Genomic DNA, 19,915 nt, shown 5'->3' with positions numbered 1-19,915 from the left:
GGGTGTGGTCGAGATGTGCCCAAAAAGCTGCATGAGCGGTGGCACGATTGTCCGCACTGTGGGTTGAGGATTGGCAGGGATCACAGCTCGGCGAGGGTCATCAAATCCAGAGCGGTGGGGCGTCCCGTTCTTCAAGCTCAGGAAATGTCCTGCTATCGGGCAGGAGTCACTGGGAAGCCCGCACTCTATGCGTCAGCATGAGTGTGGGAGTACGTCACCAAGGTAGGGAGCTATGGTAGTTGCAGCCTCTGCAGAAGACTTTGCCCTCTCCACTCAGCTTGGCTGGCCGGAGGCGGCCTATCTGCACATTCCCTTCTGCCGGCAGCGCTGCCACTACTGCGATTTTGCCACCGGCCTGGGCACGCGCGAACTGATCGAAACCTATGTGCAGAGGCTCTGCCAAGAGATCGGCGGCGCCTACCGCTACCGCCATTTGGCCGGGGATCCCCAGCCCTTGACCAGCATTTTTTTCGGCGGCGGCACCCCTTCCCTGCTGACGGTGAAGCAGTTGAGTCGGATTTTGAGCCAACTAAGGGAGAGGATCCCGTTTCATCCCGACTGCGAGATCTCGCTCGAGGCCAACCCCGGCACCCTGACACGGGAGCAGTTGGCAGGCTACCGGGATCTAGGGGTTAACCGCATTAGCCTAGGGGTACAGGCCTTTCAAGCGGAGCTGCTGGCCGCCTGCGGTCGCCTCCATGGGGTGGAAGAAATTTACGAGGCTGTGGCCGACTTGCAGGCGGTGGGCTTTGAGAATTTCAACCTGGATTTGATCTTCGGGCTGCCCTATCAAACTTTAGAACATTGGCAGGAGTCACTGCAGGCTGTTCTTGAAATCAACCCCACCCATGTCTCCGTTTACGATCTCACTCTCGAGCCGGGAACCGGCTTTGGGCGTCTCTACCGGCCGGGGGAGGCGCCTCTGCCCAGCGAGGAGACCACGGTTGCCATGTACCTGACGGCGCGGGAGTTGCTCACCCAAGCCGGCTACATCCACTACGAGATCTCCAATTTTGCCCGCCCTGGGTATGCCTGTCGCCACAACCGGGTGTACTGGGAAAACCGCCCCTACTTTGGCTTTGGCATGGGATCGGTCGGCTACGAAGGGGGGCGGCGCATTCAACAGCCGAAAACTCTCCACGCATACTTTGAACAGGTCAAAGCGCAGGTTCACCCCCTGCCGCCGCCGGCTTCTGCAGAAGAAATCTGGATGGATACGGTGATGTTGGGGTTGCGCCTCCAGGAAGGGCTGGAGTTGGCAACTCTACAGGAGCGCTTTGGCAGCAGGAAGGTGGAGCAGGCCTTGCAGAGGCTGGATCCCTACTTTGAAAAAGGTTGGGCCAGTTGCGAAGGGGGACGGCTACGGCTAGTCCCGCCCGAGGGCTGGCTGTTTTCCAACGAGATTATTGAGGAGCTGTTGTTTTAAGTTGCAGTTGACTTGAAACGGGCTTCTTGAAATGAGCCTGAGGCAACCCCAAGCGGTGGGTGAAGCTCAGAGCTGCTGGGTCCTGAAAAGCAGCAGCCCAATCGAAAGGGGTGCTCACTAGCCGGGGGGATGGTGTTGTAAAACCTGCTTCAGGTACCGCCCTGTATGGGATCCCGGGTGTTCGGCTACTTCTTCCGGGGTGCCGACGGCAACAATTTGGCCGCCCTGGTCGCCCCCTTCCGGCCCTAAGTCGATGATCCAGTCGGCACAGCGGAGAATGTCCAGGTTGTGCTCGATCACCAGCACGGTGTTGCCCGCATCCACCAGCCGCTGCAGGACGTTCAAAAGTTTGTGAACATCGTAAAACGACAGGCCGGTGGAGGGTTCATCCAGTAGATAAAGGGTTTTGCCGGTGGAGCGGCGGGCCAGTTCTGCGGCCAGCTTCACCCGCTGGGCTTCCCCACCCGAGAGGGTTGGAGCCGGCTGACCCAGCTTGATGTAGTCGAGGCCCACATCGGCCAGGGTCTGCAGGACCTTGGCCGCAGGGGGCAGGGCAGCGAAAAACTCCAGCGCCTCTCCCACCGTCATATCCAGGACTTCGGCGATGTTTTTGCCCTTGTACTTGACCTGGAGGGTCTCGCGGCTGTAGCGCTTGCCGCCACAGACTTCGCAGGTAACATACACATCGGGCAGGAAATTCATCTCAATCACGTTCACCCCTTGCCCTTTGCAGGCTTCGCAGCGCCCGCCCTTGACGTTGAAGGAGAAGTGGCCAGCTTGATAGCCTCTGGCTTTGGCGTCCCGAGTCTGGGCAAAGGCTTGGCGGATGGGATCAAACAGACCCGTGTAGGTGGCAGGGTTGGAGCGAGGAGTGCGGCCAATGGGGGATTGGTCGATGACAATAACCTTGTCGATGTGTTCAATGCCGTGTAACTCCCCCATTTCCGCCGGCTTGGGCACCTTCTGGCCAAGGTAGTGCTGCAGGGCAGGGTAGAGCAACTCGTTGACCAAGGTGGACTTGCCGGAGCCGGAGACCCCCGTAACACAGACTAGTTTGCCGAGCGGGATCTCCACATCGATGTGCTTGAGGTTGTTTTTGTGGGCATTGGTGAGCTTGAGGGCAACCCCTTTCCCCGGTCGGCGCTGGGCAGGGGTAGGGATCCGCCTCTGCCCCGAAAGGTAAGCTCCGGTCATGGAGCGATCGCAGGCCAGGATGTCGGCTAGAGACCCTTGGGCCACCACTTTTCCCCCGTGAATGCCAGCTCCAGGGCCGATGTCCACGATGTGGTCGGCGGCGCGGATGGTGTCTTCGTCGTGCTCCACCACGATTAGGGTGTTGCCCAGATCCCGTAGGCGGAACAGGGTTTGCAAGAGGCGGTGGTTATCCCGTTGGTGCAAGCCAATGGAGGGTTCGTCTAGCACGTAGAGCACGCCCGTCAGGCCAGAGCCAATCTGGCTAGCCAGCCGGATCCGCTGCGCTTCACCCCCCGAAAGGGTCATGGCCGGGCGGGCCAAGGTGAGGTAGTCAAGGCCCACATCGATCAAAAACTGCAGCCGGGTTTTGATCTCCCGCAGCACCAGCTCGGCAATCTGCGCCTGGCGAGGGGTAAGCTTCAAATGCTCTAGGCGGTGTAGGCACTCCCGGACAGAGACCTCGGTGAGATCGGTGATACGGTAGCCGCCGACGCGCACTGCCAGGGCCTCAGGGCGAAGGCGAGCCCCCCCACAGGCCGCACAGGGGCGGTAGGTGAGGTAGGTTTCCAGCTTTTGCCGGTAGGTCTCGGAGGTGGTTTCTTGGTAGTGCCGCTGCAACTGCGGGATCACCCCTTCGTAGCGACGGTAGTAGCCCCGGCCCCGGTAGGGGGATTCTGCCTCAACGTAGATCTCCTGGTCGGTGCCGTAGAGGAGGATTTGCTGCTGCTCGGGCGTGAGGTCGCACCAGCGGCTGCTGAGCTCAAAGCCAAAGGCCTTGGCGGCCCCCGCCAGCAGGGCCAGGTAGTAGGGGTTCTCCCGCTCCGCCCAGGGGGCGATGGCCGCGTACAAAGGGAGCTTGGGATCCGGCACGATCCGGTCGGGGTCGAAGATGGGCTCAAAGCCCAGCCCGTGACAGACAGGACAGGCGCCGATGGGGGAGTTGAAGGAAAATAGCCGCGGCGACAGCTCGCCCAGCACCGAGCCATGTTCGGGGCAGGCAAATTGTTCCGAAAAGATCAGCTCCGTCGGCTTGCCGTTGAGGTACTGCCCCGCCACCTCGGCCACTTTTTGCAGCAGGTGTTCCCGCTCTTCCTCTCGCGGCAAGAGCTCCACCACCGCCAGTCCCCCCGACTGGCGCAGACAGGTGGTCAGGGAATCGGCCAGCCGCTCGGCGATCTCGGGGCCCTTGACCAGCCGATCCACCACCACCTCAATGGTGTGGGCCTTGTTTTTGGCCAACTCGATCTCTTCGCTCAGATCCCGCACTTGGCCGTCGATGCGCACCCGCACAAACCCCTGCTGGCGCAAGCTCTGCAAGAGGGCTGCATGGGTGCCCTTTTTTTCCCTCACCACAGGCGCCAGCAACTGAAAGCGCGTCCGCTCCGGCAGGGCCAGGATCTGGTCCACCATTTGATCCACCGTCTGGGGGGCAATCACCCGGTCACAATGGGGGCAGTGGGGGATCCCGGCCCGCCCGTAGAGCAGCCGCAGGTAGTCGTAGATTTCGGTAACGGTGCCCACCGTGGAGCGGGGGTTGTGGCTGGTGGACTTTTGGTCGATGGCAATGGCCGGGCTCAAGCCCTCGATGCGGTCTACATCCGGTTTGTCCAGTTGCCCCAGAAATTGCCGCGCGTAGGCGCTGAGGGACTCCACATAGCGCCGCTGCCCCTCGGCAAAGATGGTGTCGAAGGCCAGAGAAGATTTGCCGGATCCAGAGACGCCCGTAAACACCACCAGGCGATTGCGCGGGATCCGCAGCTCGAGGTTTTTGAGGTTGTGCTGCCGCGCCCCCACCACATGGATTTCGTTTTGGCCGGACATCTCATCCCCTTTGTGCGCAGCGTGCGTGGATCTGCCGCCAAAGTCGGCGAGTCAAAAAACATTAAAGAACATTAACGATTCTAGTGCCGCGACAGAAGTCTGTCCTCTCCAGGGCGAGCGGGGGTGCCAGCAGGCCGCGTCGGTTTTGGGCAGGGAGCTGGCTTGGCTATCTTGGAAGGGCAACGCAAGGGCTCCTCGAAAAGCCAATGGCCTGGCCGCTCCTTTCTCTCCAAAAGGTCTTCATCTACCTGCTGGTGGGGATCGCCTTCACGGCCCTTTGTCTGGGGGATCAGGCCCTGTCGCCGGCGGTTATCGCCCTCTGCTTGGCGGCGGGGACTGCCAGTTGGTTTTGGGAGCCGCCCCGGATTAGTTTTGCCCGCTATGCTTCCCTGTGGATGCCCCTGACGGTGAGCGTGTTGGTCAGCTTGGCGGCCCTGGTGCTGGCGGGCGTGCTGCCGCTTTCGGATGGGGCCATAGGCCTGGTGCTTTACCTAACAGGGGCCAAGTTGTTCCAGCGGGAACGGGCAGCAGACCACATCCAGTTGGCGGTGCTGTCTCTGCTGCTGATGGCCATCGCCACCCTCTTCAACGAAGACATCAGCTTTGGGTTTTTATTCCTGCTGTATGTGGGGGTGGGGCTGGTTAACCTCACCCTCTATCACCTGCGCCTGCAGGCGGAGCAGCACCCGCAGGCGGCCAGCCAAGTCCGCGGGATCGACCTCAGCTTTTTGGGGTTTCTGGGATCCCTGGCCTTGCTGGCAACAATTCTCTCGGTGGTTTTGTTTTTCCTCTTCCCGCGGCTCAGCTTGGGGATCTTGGTCCGGCAGGCCCGCTCGCCGGTGATGACCACCGGCTTTGCCGAAGAAGTCAGCCTGGGGGAGTTCGGCACCCTTAAAACCGACAACACCGTTGCCCTGCGGGTGGAGTTCCCGGCAGGGGTGCCCCCCCAGTTGGAGTCCCTCTACTGGCGGGGGATCAGCTTTGATCGCTACGACGGGCGGGCTTGGTCGCGGACGCTGAACCGCGCGATCCCGATTTTCCCCACTGCAGCAGGGGTCTTTGATCTCTCGGCTTCCCCCTTGATCCCCACCGCGAGCGACCTCCAGTTCTTCCCCCTGGAGCAGCGGATTTACCTAGAGCCGCTGGCCACCACCACCGTCTTTGGGGTGGCGCCGCTGCTAGAGGTGGAGTGGCTAGATCGAGGTGGGGCGATGACTCCACAGCAGAGGTGGCAATGGCAAAACCGCCGCCTGCTCCTGCGCGAGACTGGAGATGTCAGCCATTCTCTGCCCCCCCGGATGCCCTATCTCTACCGTGCCGTGAGCCGGATCCCACGGGATCTGGAACCCCGCCTGCGCCAGCTTGGCCGGGAGGAGCTGCTGAGCGCTCTTGACCCAGTCCAGCAACAAGCCTATCTGCAGTTGCCAGAAGACCTGGATCCGCGCATTCCCGCCTTGGCAGAGGAGATCACGGCTGGGATCCCCGATGTCTTTGGCAAGGTAACGGCTCTGCGGAACTACCTGCTAGAGAACTACGCCTACACCACCAAATTGCCGGATCCCGGTGCCGAGCCGCCTTTGGAGGCTTTTTTGTTTACCCATCGCCGCGGCCACTGCGAATACTTTGCCACCGCTCTGACGATACTGGCCCGCAGCCTTGGCATACCGGCCCGCGTGGTCAATGGCTTCTTGGGCGGTCGCTGGGTGGCGCAGGAGAAGTACTTGGCGGTGCGCAACGCCGATGCCCATTCTTGGACGGAGATCCCCTTTGGCCCCTACGGCTGGGTCATCTTTGACGCTACGCCGGCAGAGGCCAATGTTAGCCAGCGGCAAAGCGGGTGGGATCCCATCCTAGACTTCTACGACAGCCTGCGCTTTCGCTGGTTTAAGTATGTGATTCAATACGACCTATCCACCCAGCGGCAGATCTGGCGGCAAATCCAAGAGCTGGCCAGCCGCGTGACTGCTCCCCAAAAGCAAGAGGAGGTCGTCGCCGTCTTCCGCCGCAGCCTGGTGGGCTGGGGGCAAACGCTGCAGCAAAACGGCCTGCCGCTGGTGGGGGTGATTTTAATCACCAGTTCCATGGCCTACTGGGGTCGCCGCCGCCGCTATCAGGCCCTGCGCTGGCAGGATGGGGGGTGGATTCTGTTGGCCACTGCCGCCAATGGGGTGGTGATGGGATCCCTGTGGCAGCCTCCGCCCCCCTGGCCCACCTGGATGGTTGGCCTCTTGCTGCCGAGTCTGGCCTTTGCCGGGATGCGCTGGATCCCGGCGGCTCTACCCAAGTCCCAGCGGCGCCGCCAGCTTATCTCAAGGCTTTATCTGCAACTGCGGGACCTGGCGACGGCAGTGGGGATCCCCGCCCACCTAGGGCCAGAAGCTTGCCTGGAACACTTGCGCCAGGCCGACTTGCCTCAGGTTGAACTGGCCATCCGGTTCCTGCAGCGCTACCTGGAAGTACGCTTTGGCGGGATCCCGCTGGAAGCCGGGGAACTGCAGCGTTGGCAACACCACCTCAGACAGCTCAGGCAGGCCTGGCAGGCCAAGAGTTCGACGCCTGCTCCCGAAAGAACAGCTTGACTGGAAGACGGCTATAAAGCTCTACGAGAAGCCTTGACGTTATGAGGCAGTTAAGAGATAGTTAACTCTAGGTATAGACCTCGCAACCTGCCTCAGCCAAGTAGTAGACCTGAGAGGCGGATTGTCCCTGCAGGTAAGTTCTGCAGGAGCATTTGTGCGCGCTCTTGCTAACCGTTCAAGGCTGTGTTACTTTCCTTGATGTTCAGCTTTGAACGAGCAGGAGCGTGCTAGCTATGCGTAGCTATTCTCTGAGGGCAGCGTTGGCTGCAACTTTGTGTCTGCTGTCCTCGTCAGTTTTTTCCTCTAGTGTGGCTCAAGCGGCGCCTAAGCCAACCGGCAACGGTGCAATCTTCTTTCACCCAGATGGAACCTCAGCTTCCCACTGGGACATCACACGCATTCTCTACTACGGCCCCGATGGCTTTCTGAACTGGGATCGTCTTCCCGTGATTACCACCTATCGCGGGCACCTTCTTGACCAGCTTGGGGGAACTTCCAACGCCGGAGCGGTGACCCATGCCACAGGAACTCGTGTCCACGCCAAGAGCTTTGGGTTGGATCCGGACGGCAAAGAGTACCCCTCTGCCAACGGCACCCTGAACACGATCATGGAAGAGGCTGTGGCGGCAGGCTTGGGTACGGCTCTGGTGCAAACGGGATCCATCATTGAGCCGGGGACGGCTGCCTTCGTTGCCGAAGTTGCCAAGCGCAGCGACTATGAGGAGATTGCCCTGCAGGTGGTGGAGTCAGGGGTAGACATCATCCTCGGCGCTGGCGAGGAATGGCTGCTGCCGGAAGGTGTCCAGGGCCGCTTTGGCAAAGGGAAGCGCAAGGATGGCCGCAACCTCATTGAGGAAGCCAAGAAAAAAGGGTATGCCGTTGTCTACACCCGCGACGAGCTGCTCAAGCTGCCGGCAGATGTCTCCAAGGTTTTGGGGGTGTTCAACGTCGAGGACACCTTCTACGACAAGCCTGAAGAAGAGTTGCGGAAAGAAAACTTGCCCAACTACATCGCCAGCGCGCCCACCGTTGCCGAGATGACACAGTTTGCCCTGGAGCGGATCTCCCGCAATCCCAAGGGCTTCTTCGCCGTCATTGAAGAAGAGGGCACCGACAACATGTGCAACAACCTCAATGCTTCTGGCTGCCTGGAGGCCATGAAGCGGGCTGACGATGCCATCGGGGTGATTCTCAACTTCATCGAGAAGAATCCCAAGACCTTCATGATCACCACCAGCGACAGCAATGCTGGCGGGATGCAGCTGGTGGATGTCGAGTCTGCCGATAATCCTCTGCCGCCCACTGACGAAAGCGGCGCTCCCCTTGACGGGGTGGACGGCACTGGCACAAAGCCCTTCCTCTCCGCTCCGGACAAAAATGGCAAGCGTTTTCCCTTTGGCATCTCCTGGGCCAGCAAGGACGATGTGGGCAGCGGGGTCATTGCTCGCGCGGCGGGCCTGAACGCTCGAGAGCTAGTGCCGGTCACTGGAATCCTGAACACGGACATTTATCGGATTCTCTACTTCGTGCTCTTCGGGGAGCGGATCCCCAGCGAGCTGGAGCCCTAGTGCTGCAGTTACCTGCTTTGGACGGGCATTTGCCTTAAGCTCTGGTAGCCACGGGGGATCCATGGGATCCCCTTTTTTCACGAGACTACACAACGCTTGGATTTCTATGATCGCTTGATCGTTGAACAGACTTGGAGTACCCCTGCTGCACTGCCTGGTAGCGCCGCTTGAACTCCTGCTGCTGCACCTTGTGATCCACGATGGGATCCGGGTAGCCGCAGCGCCGCCGCTCCTGCAGAGCCCAGGATCCCTTGGGATCGTCGCCTACCCACAGCAAAGCGGGGGTATCCAGCCCGGCCAGCTCCGGCAGGTAGCGGCGGATGTACTCCCCTTCCGGGTCGTAGCGGGCCGCCTGGGTGGCCGGGTTGAAGATGCGCAGCGGCCTGGGATCTGTGCCCACACCGGCGCTCCACTGCCAGCCGCCGTTGTTGGCAGCCAGATCCCCGTCTACAAGCTTTTGCATGAAGTAGCGCTCCCCCCAGCGCCAGTCGATGAGGAGATCCTTGGTTAAAAAGCTGGCCACGATCATGCGGCAGCGGTTGTGCATCCAGCCAGTTTCGTTGAGCTGGCGCATGGCCGCATCCACAATCGGGTAGCCTGTCTGCCCGGCGCACCAGGCCTGAAACCAGTCCTGGCGGTTGTCCCATTCCAGCGCATCAAAGGCTCGTTGGTAGGCTCCGCTTTCCACATGGGGCCAGTGGGCCAAGACATGCTTGTAAAACTCGCGCCAGCACAGCTCCTGCCGCCAAGTCTTCAGGCTGCTCTCGGCCTCTTCGCTGCGGGCCTCCGCTTCCACTTCACAGGTGGCCTGCCACACCCGCCGAATGCCGATGGTTCCCCAGCAGAGGTGGGGACTGAGGAGGGAGGTGCCCTGCTCGGCGGGGAAGTCGCGGGCTCGCTCGTACTCGAAAATGCGCAGGCCCTGGCAGAAATTCTCTAGAAGCCTCTGAGCTACACTCTCACCCGCGGCCGGGATCCGCTGACTGCAGACAAAGCCCAGATCCGCCAAGCTGGGCAGAGGTTGGGCTTTCAGGCTTGACACCGACTGCAGACTCTTTGGGATGGGGAAGGGATCCGGCTTGGGCAAGCTAGACCAGCGGCGCCAGAAAGGGGTAAAAACCGAGTAGGGCTCCCCCGCCTGGGTCAACACTTCCCCTGGCCCGTGCAGCAGCATATCTTGGTAAGAAAAAGACGGGATCCCAGCTTCCGCCAAGCTGGCCCGCACCCGACTCTCCTGCTGCCGAGCCCAGGGATCCAGATCCTCGTTCCAAAACACGGCCTGCGCCCCTAGCTCGGCGGCCAACTGCCGCAGCTCCGCCAACGGATCCCCCCGCCGCCAGAGGAGCGGGATCCCCATCTGGGCGTAGCGTTCCTGCAGCTCCTGTAACGCCTGGAGGAGAAACGCCACCCTGGCTGGGGCCATATCCGCCCGCTGCAAGACCTGCGGGTCGAAAACGAAAACCGGCACCACCTGGGAGCTGCGCTGCGCCGCCGCGTGGAGGGCTGTGTTGTCCGCCAGCCGCAGATCGCGGCGATGCCAGAGGAGAACCGGGGAAGTCATAGGAGGCCAAGCAACCGGATCCCATCTTGGCTGCTTTTCCTTCCTCTCTTCAACCCCAGGCTGCCGGCAGAGGTGGGCAAATGATGTCTATTCCCCCAACAGACGTCCAGGGCAGGGACAACAGCGCTCGTCAAGGTTTCGCTGGCCATCGCTGGAGCCCATGGCGTAAGCTGTATCTCCCGGCCTCACCACCAACTGAGTCAGCTTGAGGGCAAGTAGCGGATCGAGCGGCTCCGGTACATTAAGTAGGAACTGCTCAACGGAGCGCCGCAGCGCCTCTGGCGTCTTGCTCATCACGTCTCCATCCATCCATCGATGGCTTTAGCTAATCCGCCGTTCGCGCTAGCGGGACGTAGTCCTGGAAGCCCCGCTCTGTACCCCCCAGCCCCCCAGTCCCCCCGTATACGGGGGGATATAGGGGGGCGGGCCGGTCAGAGTCGGGATGAGAGGCGGGAGCGTTCAACAGGTACAATGCATTCATCATGAGAACCGCTTACCAGTACCGCTTGCGCCCTACTGCTAGCCAAGTCGCCCTGATGGGTGAGTGGCTGGAGCTGCTGCGTAGGCAGTACAACTATCGCCTGGCAGAACGGTTCAACGGGTGGGAGCAGAATCGCTGCAATATCCATGCCTGCTCCTTGACGGTCTGTCATCTGCCTGAGTTGAAAGACAAGCCCGATTTCGACTCACAGAAACGAGACTTGGTAAACACAAAGGCTCTCTTCCCCGAATACCAAGCGATTCATTCCCAGGTGCTCCAAGACTGTGTAGAACGAGTGCAAAGAGCGTTTGACCGATGGCTAAAAGGTGACTGTAACGGCAAGCGGGCAGGCAGGCCTAGGTTTAAGGGAGTAGGGCGGTATCGCTCCTTCACCTTCCCCCAGATGAAGCAGGACTGCATTCGAGGGCAGTTTATCCATCTGCCCAAGATTGGGCCGGTCAAGCTGGTCCAACACCGTCCTTTGCCTGAGGGGTTTGTTATCAAAACGGCCACCATCACCCGCAAGGTGGATGGGTGGTATGTGACCTTGAGCTTACAAGATTCGTCTGTCCCGGAATGGAGCCCTGACACGCCAACGTGGGAAAACACGATGGGGATAGACCTGGGGCTAAGCTCTTTCTTGGTCACCGATGAGGGTGAGGTTATCGAGGTTCCTCAGTATTACCGTAAAGCGCAAAAGCGGCTCAAGCGGCTGCAACGGTCTGTATCGCGCAAGCAGAAGGGGTCAAACCGCTACCAGAAAGCGGTCAAGAGGTTGAGCAAGGCACATCAGAAAGTAGCCAACCAGCGCCGGGATTTCCACCACAAAGTTGCTCATCAGCTTTTGCAAAAAGGGAGACACATAGCCCATGAGGCATTGAACATCAAAGGTCTGGCAAGGACAAGGTTGGCCAAATCTATCCATGACGCCGGTTGGGGTGAGTTCCTGCAAATTTTGGCAGCCAAGGCTGAAAGAGCTGGGCTGTTGACGATTGCAGGGGATCCCCGCGGCAGCAGTCAAGGGTGCTCGGGGTGTTGTCGTGAGGTGCCCAAAGAGCTGCATGAGCGGTGGCACGATTGTCCGCACTGTGGGTTGAGGATTGGTAGGGATCACAACTCGGCGAGGGTCATCAAATCCAGAGCAGTGGGGCGTCCCGTTCTTCAAGCTCAGGAAATGTCCTGCTATCGGGCAGGAGTCACTGGGAAGCCTGCACTCTATGCGTCAGCATGAGTGCGGGAGTACGTCACGTATTCATACTCAAGATAGGGTGGACATGGACCCAGAATAGAGGGGGAAGGAGAAGAGGCGCGTAGCATCTGCTACTGTTCTGAGGACATGGCGAGGAGAAGCTGGCACCACCTAAGGAGCCGCCGGCAACCGGCCAGAGCAAGTTTGCAGAAGATAGGAACCTAAGGACAGAAAAATGGCGACAGCGCGACGGGTGGCACGGGTAGCCGAGCTGATCAAACGGGAGGTCAGCCAAATCCTGCTCTCGGAGATCAAAGATGACCGGGTGGGGGCAGGGATGGTCAGCATTGTGGACGTAGAGGTTTCCAATGACCTGCAAAATGCCCGCATCTTCGTCAGCATCTATGGCGATGAAGCGGCCCAGCAGCAGACCATGGAGGGGCTGGCTTCCGCCACTCCCTTCGTGCGGCGGGAAATCGGTCAGCGCCTCGGCCTGCGACGGGTGCCGACGGTGGTGTTTTTGCAGGATCGCTCTTTGGAGCGGGGATCCCGGGTTCTGGCCCTGCTCAACCAACTGAGACAGCCCGCTGAGGCCCAACAACAGGAGGGATCCCACCCTGGGGTTGAGGGAAGGATGGCGGACACCCCTGGGGGTGAAGAAGACGAATTGAGCGAACAACAATAGTTGCTCGCTTTGAGAGTTGCCCACTTTCGTGCCAACCTGGGGGATCTGCGCTAAAGCTCCGCCTGCTTTGCACAAGCGAGAAAAGAACCTACCTGAATGACCAAGTGGACCGGAGAGGCCTTGGCTTCGCAGCGATGCGGACAACCTCAAAGCAATGTTGTCTCACGGAGAAGTTTTTGGATTTGTTAGGCTTAAGGAAGCCATACGGCCTTTTCCCCGGCCATCTCATCTGTACAGGGCTCAATGTCGGCGGCATGCTTACGCCAACCGGGGCCTTCTGCCCCAATGGGCAGCACCGTCGCTGCCGTAAACCGGCGAAAGGGCTGTAAAGTTGCGGTTTGTGCCTTTTCTGCCTTTTCATGGATGTTCAAAGCCCACTGCAACCGGATCCCGCTTTAGCGGGTGCTACTCCACTCCAAGCTCTGCAAGCTCTGAACCAGAGTGTTGCCGAAGCTTTGGTTTCCTGCTTGAAAGGGCAACCCCAACAAGCCACCCAGCACCTTTTACTGGCTCTGCCGCAGTTAATGGCTGCTCTGGGGGCTTTGAGGCAAAAATCTTCCGTTGGCGTCAGCGGGCCGGAGGCCTTGGTTGAGTCTACAGGCCGGGCCTCAGAAGCCAACCCCAAGCGCATCATTCACATCGAAGGCAACCGCGTGCAAGTGTGGGTGGATAACCAGATTCGGAGCAGTTGGAGCATTTGGTCGGTGGGAGATCTCAAGGAAGTCTGCCGGCTGGCAGAAGAATTTGATTGTGGCCTCAGCTATTCCCTGGGAGATAGCTCAGGGTCGAAGTCAGAAATGCTGCTATTGGCCTCCAGTCCTGCGGAACTGCCGGATCTGCTCTCGAAATCCGAAGACTCTGCTGCCTAGCAGCCCCGTTCTCCGATCGCTGTTTCTCTTGTGACCCCATGCCTATGGCGACACCCCAACGGCTCCAGAAGCTCTTGGCTCAACAGGGGCTGGCCTCCCGTCGCCAGGTGGAAGCCTGGATCCTGGCCGGGCGCATTCGGGTGAACGGGAAGGTGGTCACCGAGCTGGGCTTTAAAGCCGATCCCGAACGGGATCGCGTCGAGGTGGATGGACGGGTGATCCCTTTCGGGGATCCAGCCCGCTACGTTTTGCTCCTGCATAAGCCCCTGGGGGTTTTGTCAACCTGCAAGGATCCGTGGGGGCGCAAGACGGTGCTGGATCTGCTTCCCCCGCCCTGGAACCGGCAGATCCGCCTTTATCCCGTGGGCCGACTGGATGCAGACAGCAGTGGGGCGCTGCTGCTCACCAACGATGGCGACCTGACGCTGAAGCTGACCCATCCGCGCTATCATCTGCCCAAAATCTATCGGGTGCAGGTACAGGGGCGTCCGAGCCGGGCTACCCTGCAACAGTGGCGAGACGGAGTAAACTTAGAGGGGTACACCACTCTGCCGGCAGAGGTGGAGTTCTGCCCTGCTCCCAACTTTGGGTATAGGCAGGATGCCAATTCCTCGTGGCTGAGGGTGGTTTTGTTTGAGGGGCGCAACCGGCAAATTCGGCGCGTAGCGGAGCAGCTGGGGCATCCGGTGCTCAGGCTGCATCGGGAAGCAATCGGCCCGCTGCACCTCGGAAACCTAAAGGCAGGTCAGTTCCGCCTATTGGAGCCCCAAGAGGTTCAGGCTCTGCTAGCCCCTCTTGCCGGTACCGACAGCTTAGCTCTGTTCAGAAGCGCCTCCTTGCACTCTTTCCGTCCCTCTTCATAATTAGCTGTGGGAACTGTGCGCACAATCTCACACTAGCCTCCTCTCTTCCGCAGGTAGCCGAACGATGCAAGAGTCGGAACGCTCTAAGGACTCGGTCCCGCTAACGCGATTGGAAGCCTTGGGATCCCTGTTGCGGCAAACACGAGAGGCACGGGGGCTGACGTTGACAGATGTAGCCAACGATACATTCATCCGCTCCCAATATCTGCAGGCCCTGGAGGAAGCAGACTTGAGTCGGCTGCCGGATCCGGTTTACGTGCAAGGCTTCATTAAGCGCTATGCCAACTATCTGGGGCTGGATGGCGAGGCTTTATCTCGGCAAGCTTTGCCACTCCTATCTGCCAAAACGCCCCATGCGCTTCCTCCTCTTACTGCTGTTGGCGAACAGCCGGCCTTTGCCCTGCGCCCCTTTCACCTTTGGGCCGCCTATGTGGTGCTGGTCGTGCTGGCGGTGGGAGGGCTGTCGGCTCTTTTGGACGGCACGGGCAACCCCTTTGGGCATTGGCTGGCCAGCCTACAAAGCGGCGAGGGATCCCAGTCGCAGCCGCGAGCAGCTGACTCCCCTGGGCGCAGCCCAGAACCGACCCTTCGCCAGATGTTTCCCACACTGGATCAGTGGACGCGCATCCAGGGGGTTTTCCCCGACGTGTTGGAGGCCCCGCCGCGCAAGCCGGTGCGCCTTGATATTCGCGTGGTAGAGCGTCCCTCCTGGCTACGAGTGATTGCCGATGGACAAACCGTTTTTGAGGCCACCCTGCAGCCGGGGGCGGAGCTGAACTGGGAAGCCGAGCGATCGATTGTGCTGCGCGCCGGCAATGCCGGCGGGGTGTTGGTGACCTTCAACGACCGCGATCTGGGAGTGATGGGAAGGTTTGGAGAGGTGAAAGAGCTGATGTTTGAGCCGGGGCTAGACATTCAATCCTTCCAATCCTTGCAATAGGGATCCGGCTCGGACGGAGGGGCTAAAGGCCTTGATTGGGTTGAGGTAGGGCAGAAGCGATTTGCCACCCTTGGGATTCCAACTGCTGCAGCAGACGCCAGACTTTGTGCAGATCTTTGTCGCCCGGCTGGCGTTCCACACCGCTGGAGAGATCAATGCCGCTGGGCTGGAGGTGGCTGAGGGCCTGCAGAACATTGTCTGGGGTGAGGCCACCGGCCAGGAGCCAGGGCAAGGGCAGAGAGCGGTGGGCCAACTCTGGCCAGTTGAGGGTTTGCCCAGTGCCACCCGCACGCTGGGGGTGATAGGCGTCCAGAAGCAGAGCCTCCACACAGTCGCCGTAGAGGTGGGCTGCCTCCAGATCTGCCAGGTGGCGAATGCGCAGGGCCTTAATGCGGCGAATGCCAGGGAGCCATTCTCCCAGTTGCCGGCACTCTTCTGGCGATTCCCGGCCGTGGAGCTGAACAGCCGTGAGGCCGCCCACTTCCACCCAGGTGGCAATGGTACGGGGATCCGGATCCACAAAGACCCCCACCTTTTCCACATGGCGGGGTAGGGAGGCAAGCCAGCGGGCCTGGGAGAGAGGCAAATAGCGCGGCGTGTTGGGCACTGCGATAAACCCAAGAGCGCTCACCCCCAGCGCGGCGATAGCCTCCGCTTGATCCTGGCGGGTGATGCCGCAGATTTTGACAAACAACCGGCCCATTGGGATCCCTTCCGACAATCCCCTACTTTTGGTCGGGGCGCATTTGCAGACGATCCGGCTGTGCTGGATGAAGCGTGTTGATCCGGCGCACCATTTGCCACAGCCGTCCAAAGTTACGCTGGTTAAAGTGCATCACCAGCCGCGGCAGATGGGCAATCTCTTCCTCTGCTTCTTCCGGCAAAGCCTCGGTTTGCTCGATCCGGCCCGAGTCGAGAATGTCGGCAAACTCTTCGTTTAAGATATCCAGAGCCTGGGGCGAGAGCTTGGCATTCAAGCGCAAAACCAGCAGTTCCCGCACATACCGATTGCTGTGAAAGATGCGATAAAAATCTAGGATCTGCTGGCAGGCGTCCCCTACATCGTCGGTTAAGGTGTATAAGAAGAGATCTTCCGGGCTGATCAGGCCGCGGCTGAGTAGATGCTCCCGCACATATTCATCCCATTCTTTCCAGTAGCAACCGCCCTTCTTGTCCACCAGCACCAAGGGCATGAGCTTGGTTTTGCCGGTTTGCATCAAGGTCAGACATTCAAAAGCCTCATCCTGCGTACCAAAGCCACCGGGGAAAAGCACCAGCGCATCGGTTTCTTTGACAAAAAAGAGCTTGCGTGAAAAGAAATACTTAAAGTTAATTACCCGATCGCTGGCGGCAATCACAGGATTGGCCATCTGCTCGAAGGGAAGCTGGATATTCAGCCCAAACGAGTTTTCCAGCCCTGCGCCCCGATTGCCGGCTTCCATAATCCCACCGCCGCCCCCCGTCAGCACCATGAACCCTCGCTGGCTGATGCAGTGGGCGAACAACTGTGCCTGGCGGTATTCCGGGCTGTCCGGCCCTACCCGTGCCGACCCAAAAACTGTTACCTTGCGCTGATGGACATAGTTCTGGAAGGCCGCAAAGCCCTGCTCCAGATCCTCAAGCGTGGCCGCTAGGATCTTAGCGTCCAGGCGGCTGAGATTCAGAGATCCCATCCGCTGCAGCGACTGCAAAACGCGCAGCCAAGCCGTCTGGTTGGGGTGATGCTCCAACTGCTTCAGACGAGTCTCGGCGTTGGAGAAAATTTCCTGGAGAAGAGAAGAAAGGGAATCAGCCAAGCCAGAATCCAGAGTTCTCTGTCATTACTTTACTGCAATAGGCTATCGACGCTAAATGCTACTTAGGCCTTACCCCCGGATCCAAACATAGCGCTCTGAAGCGTTGAGGGCCGCTCCTCCTGCTAGGACCTTAGCTCTCGGCAGGCGTGTCGAAGTGCTTCTCCAGAATTGTCGTTAGAGTTGCCTTGGGCACAGCGCCGACTACCACATCGACCTTCTGGCCTCCCTTGAAGAGCATCAAAGTGGGAATGCTGCGAATGCCATACTGGCTGGCAGTTTGGGGATTCTCGTCTGTATTAATTTTCACAACCTTAACCTTGCCGGCATACTGCTCGGCTATCTCCTGAACCACAGGAGCCACCATCCGGCATGGGCCACACCAGGGCGCCCAGAAATCCACTAAGACCGGAATATCGCTACGCAGCACCTCTGCCTCAAAGGTAGCATCAGCGACGTCTATTGCTGCAGACATGCTTGGAGAACTCCTGAAACAGTACATACCTGTCACTTCAAGCAATCCTATCACAACTTTCTGGGCTTTTGTTTTAGGCCGCAGCAGGCGCCTGCAATTTTCTGCCGGAGGGTCAGGCTGAACAGGCGAGCTTTTTCCAAGCCGAGCGGGGTATTCTGGACTGAAGGAGTGAGAAAGCGTGCAAGGGCCGATGACATTTGAGCTCGGGCCAGAGGGAAGCAATCAGGCTGAAGCCGAGAAGCGGGCTTCCGTCCAGGAAGTGGCTGTGGATTTTATTCGCCACGGCATAGCCGAAGAAGCGCAAGCGGGAGTGGAGGACGCTTTTCGCGCCTTGACCGATGAGGGACGCAAGCGCTGCCGCAAAATTGCCCGCCAACTCAAGGATATGGGCTGGAAGTGGGATCTCCTGCTCACCAGTCCCCTTGTGAGGGCGCGGCAGACGGCGGAGATTTTTTTCGACGAGAACTTGGCCGAAGCTCTAGAAGTGTTTGAGCCGCTGGCCCCGGACGGCAGCTTCGCCGACCTGGTGCGCTGGCAGGCGGAGCGGGATCCCTTCACGTCTCTGGCCTTGGTCGGCCACCAGCCGGATCTGAGCCTGTGGATGCAGGCGGCTATTGGCCTGCAGCCGGCCAATCCCCAGGCCATTACCCTCAAAAAGGCAGGCTTGGCCCAGGTGCGCTTTGCAGAAGGCCGTATCGACTATTGCCAGGGATCCCTGACGTTGTTGCTTTCTCCCAAAGTGATATTGCGCTGACTCTGCCCCCCTGATGTAGCTGTGCGAACGTGGCAGCTAGCGTTAACTTTTGTTAAGGTGGTACAAACACCCAGGCGTAGGGAGCATTTCACGATGGCTAAGATCTTCACCCCTGAATTCAACCAGTTTGAGACCATCAACGCCACTCAGCTAGAAATCGCAGGAGCCCCGCACTGTACCCGTAGGGTCAGTGTCGGGAGGAATGCGCTTTGATGAAGTACAATGAACTTATGAGCCAAGTCCTGACCATATCCTGCAAGCTCAAGGTGTCCCCGTCGCAAGCCGCCAAATTGGACGCGACTTTGGAGGCTTTTGGCCAAGCCTTGAACTGGGTCAACCAAAACACACCCGAGAAAGTCGCCAACGCCGTTAAGCTCCAGTCTCTGTGCTACCGCGAAATCCGGGCCCGGTTCGGCTTGTCCAGTAACTTGGCTCAACAGGTGTGCAGACGGGTGGCAGGCGCTCGCAAAGTGGCGAGACAGCGCAACCGTCCGGTTAAAGAGTTCAAGCGTAGGTTCGTTACCTACGACGCACGTATCTTTTCATTCCGCGAGAAAGACTGGACGGTGTCGCTGACCACGGTTGAAGGGAGAGAACGCTTTGAGCTAGCCATTGGTAACTACCAGAGGGGAATGCTGGCTGGTTCTAACCCAAAAGCTGCCACCCTAGTCCAGCGGAAGGATGGCTCCTACTACATCCAGATTTGCGTAGAGAAAAAGCCACCCAAGCAACAAGATACCGACAAGGTGATCGGGGTGGACTTGGGGAGGACAGATATTGCCCATACGTCAGAGGGGGACAACTGGAATGGACAGCAGTTGAACAAAGTCCGAGACCACTACTCCCGGTTGAGGGCGGTACTCCAACGCAAAGCCAGTAAGGGCACCCGCAGTTCGCGGCGCAGATGCAGAGAACTGTTGCAACGGCTGTCTGGCAAGGAGAGGCGCTTTCAGGCGTGGGTCAATCATCGCATCTCTAAAGCTATTGTCTCTAGGGCAAAGGCTACCAACAGCGCTATCGCCCTGGAAGACCTGACAGGGATCCGGGAAAGAGTCAATCAACAACCCCGCAGCAAAACCGAAAGGCGCAGGGCCAACAGTTGGGCGTTCTACCAGCTACGCCAGTTTCTGGAATACAAGGCGAGAGTTGCAGGGGTTTCTCTGGTTCTTGTGCCGCCTGCCTACACGTCGCAGACCTGTCACAAATGTTTACACATCCATCCCGATCCTGCGCAATCCTACCGCAGTGGCAAGTCGTTCAAGTGTGGGCACTGTGGATGGGAAGGGGATGCGGATTTGAATGGTGCGAATGTGATTGCGCTTTTGGGGGCTGTCGTAAACCAGCCTAGAGGTTCGGGCCTGTTTTGTTCTCTGGTAGAGCAGAACAGGCTCAGGGCTACTGAAAGCCCGCTCCGTACCGCTTAGCGGTCGGAGCCGGGTAGTTTACGCGTGGTCTTTGTTTTTTACCATCAGCGCCTCCGACCGGCTCCTGGGGGAAGACCCGGCTGTTGGCCGCTACATTACGCTGGCCCTGTTCAGTGCCATTCTCACCGGGATCCTGAATGTGCTGCTAGCGCTGTAGTTGGCGGACGGTCTGAGGCTTTCTGAGACCTCGATCTTTTGCGTTGTCAAGGACCCGCCGGCAGTAGGGCTTGGCCTGAGGCAAGGGGGATCCTGCTCTCAGGTTTTTTGCTTTTGAATGGGAGAGGATCCCTTGT

18 protein-coding genes and 1 pseudogene are annotated in these 19,915 nt (G+C 59.4%); 12 read left to right on the top strand and 7 right to left on the bottom strand.

Annotation, left to right across the window (positions count from 1 at the left end; translation table 11 throughout):
- A pseudogene (locus ACVWXC_RS04510) lies at positions 1-201 on the top strand (RNA-guided endonuclease TnpB family protein); the annotation flags it as partial.
- A gap of 31 nt (positions 202-232) precedes the next feature.
- Complete coding sequence (hemW, locus tag ACVWXC_RS04505; protein ID WP_457391345.1) at positions 233-1,426, top strand: radical SAM family heme chaperone HemW; 1,194 nt, start codon at positions 233-235, stop codon at positions 1,424-1,426.
- A 117-nt stretch (positions 1,427-1,543) separates the two neighbouring features.
- Here hemW and uvrA read toward each other — a convergent pair whose 3' ends face one another.
- Positions 1,544-4,441, bottom strand: a complete 2,898-nt coding sequence (uvrA, locus tag ACVWXC_RS04500) for an excinuclease ABC subunit UvrA (RefSeq protein WP_457391343.1) — start codon at positions 4,439-4,441, stop codon at positions 1,544-1,546.
- A gap of 206 nt (positions 4,442-4,647) precedes the next feature.
- Here uvrA and ACVWXC_RS04495 point away from each other — a divergent pair, with 206 nt between their 5' ends.
- Positions 4,648-7,020: a transglutaminase TgpA family protein gene (locus ACVWXC_RS04495; protein ID WP_457391341.1), complete on the top strand. Its 2,373-nt coding sequence runs from the start codon at positions 4,648-4,650 to the stop codon at positions 7,018-7,020.
- Positions 7,021-7,244: 224 nt separating this feature from the next.
- Positions 7,245-8,588 carry an alkaline phosphatase gene (locus ACVWXC_RS04490; protein ID WP_457391339.1) on the top strand — a complete coding sequence of 448 codons (1,344 nt, stop codon included), beginning with the start codon at positions 7,245-7,247 and terminating at the stop codon, positions 8,586-8,588.
- Positions 8,589-8,673: 85 nt separating this feature from the next.
- On the opposite strand, the gene ACVWXC_RS04485 is transcribed toward ACVWXC_RS04490, so the two are convergent.
- Both ACVWXC_RS04485 and ACVWXC_RS04480 read right to left on the bottom strand, forming a co-directional pair.
- Positions 8,674-10,149 (bottom strand): cryptochrome/photolyase family protein, encoded by a 1,476-nt coding sequence (locus ACVWXC_RS04485; protein WP_457391337.1) that lies wholly within the window; start codon positions 10,147-10,149, stop codon positions 8,674-8,676.
- Positions 10,150-10,236: 87 nt separating this feature from the next.
- A complete protein-coding gene (locus tag ACVWXC_RS04480; protein ID WP_240530343.1) occupies positions 10,237-10,443 on the bottom strand; it encodes a hypothetical protein in 207 nt (68 codons plus the stop codon).
- Between the two features lie 188 nt (positions 10,444-10,631).
- On the opposite strand from ACVWXC_RS04480, the gene ACVWXC_RS04475 reads away from it, so the two are divergent.
- Entirely contained in the window at positions 10,632-11,861 is a 1,230-nt protein-coding gene (locus ACVWXC_RS04475) for an RNA-guided endonuclease InsQ/TnpB family protein (RefSeq protein WP_457391335.1), read from the top strand.
- A 193-nt stretch (positions 11,862-12,054) separates the two neighbouring features.
- Positions 12,055-12,504 carry a 30S ribosome-binding factor RbfA gene (gene rbfA / locus ACVWXC_RS04470; RefSeq protein WP_011429667.1) on the top strand — a complete coding sequence of 150 codons (450 nt, stop codon included), beginning with the start codon at positions 12,055-12,057 and terminating at the stop codon, positions 12,502-12,504.
- A gap of 191 nt (positions 12,505-12,695) precedes the next feature.
- Here the strand turns inward: rbfA and ACVWXC_RS04465 are convergent, their stop codons facing one another.
- Positions 12,696-12,875, bottom strand: a complete 180-nt coding sequence (locus tag ACVWXC_RS04465; RefSeq protein ID WP_011429666.1) for a hypothetical protein — start codon at positions 12,873-12,875, stop codon at positions 12,696-12,698.
- 96 nt (positions 12,876-12,971) lie between these two features.
- Here ACVWXC_RS04465 and ACVWXC_RS04460 point away from each other — a divergent pair, with 96 nt between their 5' ends.
- From ACVWXC_RS04460 to ACVWXC_RS04450, 3 genes are all read left to right on the top strand, one after another.
- Positions 12,972-13,373 carry a hypothetical protein gene (locus ACVWXC_RS04460; protein ID WP_228375431.1) on the top strand — a complete coding sequence of 134 codons (402 nt, stop codon included), beginning with the start codon at positions 12,972-12,974 and terminating at the stop codon, positions 13,371-13,373.
- A 44-nt stretch (positions 13,374-13,417) separates the two neighbouring features.
- Positions 13,418-14,236: a pseudouridine synthase gene (locus ACVWXC_RS04455; RefSeq protein WP_011429664.1), complete on the top strand. Its 819-nt coding sequence runs from the start codon at positions 13,418-13,420 to the stop codon at positions 14,234-14,236.
- Between the two features lie 64 nt (positions 14,237-14,300).
- Complete coding sequence (locus ACVWXC_RS04450; protein WP_457391332.1) at positions 14,301-15,176, top strand: helix-turn-helix domain-containing protein; 876 nt, start codon at positions 14,301-14,303, stop codon at positions 15,174-15,176.
- Between the two features lie 22 nt (positions 15,177-15,198).
- On the opposite strand, the gene ACVWXC_RS04445 is transcribed toward ACVWXC_RS04450, so the two are convergent.
- The 3 genes from ACVWXC_RS04445 to trxA form a co-directional block, all read right to left on the bottom strand.
- Positions 15,199-15,879 (bottom strand): phosphoribosylanthranilate isomerase, encoded by a 681-nt coding sequence (locus tag ACVWXC_RS04445; protein ID WP_011429662.1) that lies wholly within the window; start codon positions 15,877-15,879, stop codon positions 15,199-15,201.
- 22 nt (positions 15,880-15,901) lie between these two features.
- The gene (locus ACVWXC_RS04440; RefSeq protein WP_414391118.1) at positions 15,902-16,972 is read right to left on the bottom strand and encodes an LOG family protein; all 1,071 of its coding nucleotides are present in this window, start codon (positions 16,970-16,972) and stop codon (positions 15,902-15,904) included.
- Positions 16,973-17,102: 130 nt separating this feature from the next.
- Positions 17,103-17,444: a thioredoxin gene (gene trxA / locus ACVWXC_RS04435; protein ID WP_011429660.1), complete on the bottom strand. Its 342-nt coding sequence runs from the start codon at positions 17,442-17,444 to the stop codon at positions 17,103-17,105.
- A gap of 190 nt (positions 17,445-17,634) precedes the next feature.
- Here trxA and sixA point away from each other — a divergent pair, with 190 nt between their 5' ends.
- From sixA to ACVWXC_RS04420, 3 genes are all read left to right on the top strand, one after another.
- Complete coding sequence (gene sixA, locus ACVWXC_RS04430) at positions 17,635-18,198, top strand: phosphohistidine phosphatase SixA (RefSeq protein ID WP_457391330.1); 564 nt, start codon at positions 17,635-17,637, stop codon at positions 18,196-18,198.
- A gap of 230 nt (positions 18,199-18,428) precedes the next feature.
- On the top strand, positions 18,429-19,622 hold the full coding sequence (locus ACVWXC_RS04425) for an RNA-guided endonuclease InsQ/TnpB family protein (RefSeq protein WP_011429658.1): 1,194 nt from the start codon (positions 18,429-18,431) through the stop codon (positions 19,620-19,622).
- Between the two features lie 31 nt (positions 19,623-19,653).
- Positions 19,654-19,779: a hypothetical protein gene (locus ACVWXC_RS04420; RefSeq protein ID WP_011429657.1), complete on the top strand. Its 126-nt coding sequence runs from the start codon at positions 19,654-19,656 to the stop codon at positions 19,777-19,779.
- Positions 19,780-19,915: the final 136 nt, after the last annotated feature.

The organism is Thermostichus sp. OS-CIW-20, from assembly GCF_054061455.1.
Note: the sequence above shows the minus strand (reverse complement) of the source record. Positions and strands in the feature narration are given on the sequence as shown.